The sequence below is a fragment of the Flavobacterium frigoris genome, assembly GCF_900111075.1.
Lineage (GTDB): Bacteria > Bacteroidota > Bacteroidia > Flavobacteriales > Flavobacteriaceae > Flavobacterium > Flavobacterium frigoris.
Genome location: NZ_FOFZ01000029.1, coordinates 1 through 4,187, shown reverse-complemented (window position 1 = coordinate 4,187; position 4,187 = coordinate 1). Strand labels below are relative to the sequence as shown.

General features: G+C 30.7%; 3 protein-coding genes. All 3 read left to right on the top strand.

Annotated features, from left to right (window positions below):
* Positions 1-126: 126 nt before the first annotated feature.
* Positions 127-1,629, top strand: coding sequence for a serine hydrolase (locus tag BMW63_RS17530; RefSeq protein WP_074724755.1), 1,503 nt, complete (start codon positions 127-129; stop codon positions 1,627-1,629).
* Positions 1,630-1,903: 274 nt separating this feature from the next.
* Positions 1,904-3,256 carry a hypothetical protein gene (locus BMW63_RS17520; protein WP_074724753.1) on the top strand — a complete coding sequence of 451 codons (1,353 nt, stop codon included), beginning with the start codon at positions 1,904-1,906 and terminating at the stop codon, positions 3,254-3,256.
* 7 nt (positions 3,257-3,263) lie between these two features.
* Entirely contained in the window at positions 3,264-3,752 is a 489-nt protein-coding gene (locus BMW63_RS17515; RefSeq protein WP_074724752.1) for a hypothetical protein, read from the top strand.
* Positions 3,753-4,187: the final 435 nt, after the last annotated feature.

The window sequence follows — 4,187 nt, the reverse complement described above, 5'->3', positions numbered from 1 at the left end:
GTTATTCTGAATTTGATGACAATATTCCTCAAAAAAATTAACTTTGAATAACTATTAATAAATGGACTTGTTGCGATAGGTCCTTGAATCCGCCACCCTGCATAAACAAACAGACATAGAAAAATTATGACAAAATTGAAATTACTATTTTTACTTCTACTTACTTCCAGCCTTTCATTTGGACAGAAAACAGACATACGTTTAAATGGTTTAGACACAGAAATTGAAAATCTTTTAAAAGCATATAATGCGGTTGGACTTTCTATTGCAATTGTAGAAAATAATAAAACGATTTATTCCAAAGGTTATGGCTTTAGAGATTTTGAAAACAAATTACCAACAACTGCAAACACAATTTTCCCTATTGGCTCAATAACTAAATCATTTACAGCTTCATTATTAGGAAAACTTGAAAGTGAAAATAAACTTTCCTTAAAAGACAAACCTTCTTTTTACTTGCCGAAACTTCAATTTTATAATACTCAAATGGACAATTTGATAACTATTGAAGATTTGTTAAGCCATAAAAGCGGCATTGGCAGCGTTGACGGAACATATATATTATTTCCAGCCAAAGAAAGACCACAACTTATGGAAAAGTTGAAATATCTAAAACCAAACGGAGCAATAAAAGACAGTTGGATTTATAGCAATTTTGGGTATATAATTGCAGGAACAATCACAGAAAAAATTACAAATCAAACTTGGGACGAGAATATTAAAGAAAAGCTTTTCTTGCCTTTAAAAATGAATAATTCAAGTACTTCCACAACCGATATGTTTAAAAATAATGACTACTCTTTTGGTTATGGGATAATCAATAACAAATCTGAAAAAGTATTGTTTGCTGAACTAAATAACGACAAACCAGGCGGTGCAATTAACAGCTCTGCAAATGATATGGCAAATTGGATGTTGGTTTGGTTAAATAACGGACAATTCAATAATCAACAGATTTTGCCAACTAATTATATACAAGAAGCAGAAAGTTACAAAGCTATGGACAATGGTTTGCCACCCGAAAGTAGCGACCCAAATGTTTATACTTTTGGCTATGGTTATGGGTGGAAAATAAATTCAAACAAAGGACATTACAAAGTTCATCACGGTGGAAATCTTTCGGGATTTAGTTCACAACTTGCTTTATATCCTACAGACAAATTAGGAATTATTGTGCTGACAAATCAACATAATTCTATTCTGCCTTACATTGTTAGTGATATTATTGCAAACAGAATGCTTAAACTACCTAAGACCGAGTGGAATAAATATCCTGTAAAAGTTACTGATATAAGCATTGTTAGTAAAGAAATTAAAAGTATAAACCTTGACAAAAAGCCAACACATAACTTAAATGACTATTGTGGTAAATTCTCAAATCTTGGTTTTGGCACTTTTGAAATCATAAATGAAAACAATAAATTATTTGCTGTTTTTCCAGACTTTAAATTTCAGTTAGAGCATCAGTATTATGACATTTTTGTTTTGAAAGCAACCAAAGAAATTCCACAAATAATGAACCCTGAATTTTATTTAAATTTCTCACTTGACTATGACGGAAATGTGTCGAGTGTCAAAATAAACTTGCAAAACGAGCCTGTTGAATTTATTAAACAAACTAAAGAATAAAAACTACTGCCAACAAGGGTTTGGCAAAATGGGGGCAGAAGTGCTGAATTAAACATTTGTAATTCTAATGAACATTTGTGCTAAATTGAGCATTTGTACTTCTAATTCCCCAACTTCGCCAATCCCCAAAACGTTACAAGAGATTTTACCGAACGAACCGTCTAAAATAATGAGAATATTAACAGTTTGAAAGTAGGTCTTTCGCAACGATGGGACTAAACAAATCCTTTTCTGCCCAGCATTTGCAAAAAGAAAAGATAAAAAAACAAAAAAAATGAAACAAAAATTAATCACTTTTTCAAAAGTAATTCTATTTTACTTTATCATTGCGTTATCCAGTTGTGAGAAAGAAGCGCTCTCGCAAGAAAACTCTACACCCGTTATATCAAGTGCAAAAAATTGGTTTGAGGATTACAAATCTAAACAGAGTGTTTACTTTGTTTTTAAAAATTTAACATATGATTGGAATAATGCCACAACTACCATACTTACGGACGACTCAGTGGCGGTAACTGTTCCAGTATTAGAAAACACAACAACGTCAAAAAATAATACTAAAAAAATCCTTTATCTTTATCCTCAAAAAGACACAAAAGATTTTGAGATTGCTCTGTTTGAACTTATTTCAAATAAAAAGGTGCAGAATGATTTTGATTTAAACAATTTTGATGGATACATCATCAATTGGAATTTGGCAAACGGTTCGTCAAAATGTCTTCAATTTGACAATAGTTTTTCAACCAATGAGATAAATATAAAAGTTATAAATACCAAATCTATTATTCATACCTCCATCACAGGAAGACAAGCAGTCACTCCACCATGTAATGATGAAGATTGTATGGCAGGAGGAGGAACTACAGCTCCTTTTACATTTACAGGAACAAATGAATTATCTAATGTAACAGTTCAGAGTTCTGGAACTAAACCTAATATCAGTGTTACGATAGTAGGAGTTCCCAATGGCTTGAATGGTAGTGGTAATGCAGGTAGTTTTATACACAGTCCTCAAGGAAATGGTAATACAAATGGTGTTACATCGGAAATGAATTTTGTTTTAGATTTATTAACAAAAAAAGTTGACCCAAAGGAAGAACTTAAATGCTTTGACAAAACTTCAGGTGCAATTCTTACGATATACGTACAACAACCTAATGAAAATACAGAAGATATTATAGGAGCTAATTCTGTTGAACATGCTTTTATTGGAATTGAACAAAATGGTATTGTTCGTAAACTAGGTTTTTACCCAATCCAATCATCTAATTCTGCTTTGGTAGCGGTAGGAAAAGCATATAATTCAGAGATTAGAGGAAATAATAATTATTTGTATCATGTAAGTATTTCAAAAAAAATTAATTCTAATGAATTAAACTCGATTATTAACTACATAGAAAATTATCCAAAAACCTACAATGTAAACTCCTATGCATGCGCAGATTTTGCAATAAATGTTGGAAACATTGGAGGGATGTCCCTAAAATCTACTACTGTATCTAGTTTTACTTATTCAGGAAGAAGTCCTGGGAAACTTGGTCAAGAAATAAGAAGTATGAATAGTACAAGTATTTTAACTATAAATAAATCAAGTAATAAATCACCCCAATCAAAAGGAGATTGTAAATAAATAGCACATGAAAACATCAGTTTTAATAATAGCTTTTTTATCTTTTAATATTACTCTTTGTCAAAATTCTAAAAGAGAAAAGATGATAGAACATTTTGTCGTTGATTTGTTTAACAATGATATTTCAGCACTAAAAGTTGTAGAAAAATATATTGATATTGAACCCGACAAGATGAATTCTTTTTCTTTCTCAGAAAGAAAAAAAATGGTTGTGGGTATAATTGAAGAAACAAGAAAAGGGACGTTTAGCCCATGGTTTTATCCTGACTACTCAATAAAAAACATTGAAAACCCAAAAGTATTTTCATATAAAATTCACAAAAACAAAAGCGATTTGAAAATTAATGGAATAGATAAAATAAAAGAAAATGTATATGTGCTATTGGACTCAAAAGGAGAAAAAATAATGCAATATTTTTTACTTAATAAAACCAAGATAATATCGTTTAATTTATTAGTAAAAGAAAAAGGTGAAGCAAGTTTTTTTTCGTATTGAAATCCTCCTGATTTAGACAAAGAAATTGAAGCATTTCATTGCCTTTAAAGGCGTATCGGCAGAAATAGTTTACAGTAAATCTCATAAAAAATGAATTGTAATTTAAGATAAAATTAAAAATCGCCTTTCGAAAGATTGGTGATTTTTTAATTAAATCTTTGTACATAACACTTCATTACTCAAAAAAACCTCTTGTAACCGCCGTTTGGCAATATGGCGGGATTTGGCTTAATTTAAATATGGTTTTGTACTTGGAAAATTAGTCATTAACCGAAAGATTAGGCTTCCTTAATCCGCCACATCGCCAAGCAACCAAACGTTACAATATATTTCCGCCAAATTTTGCGCCCAAAAATTCTGGATGAATAAATATTAGCTTATCTCCTACTCAGAAAATAATCGGAAAGCTGAAAAGTTGTCGTTTATAAAGCTCGA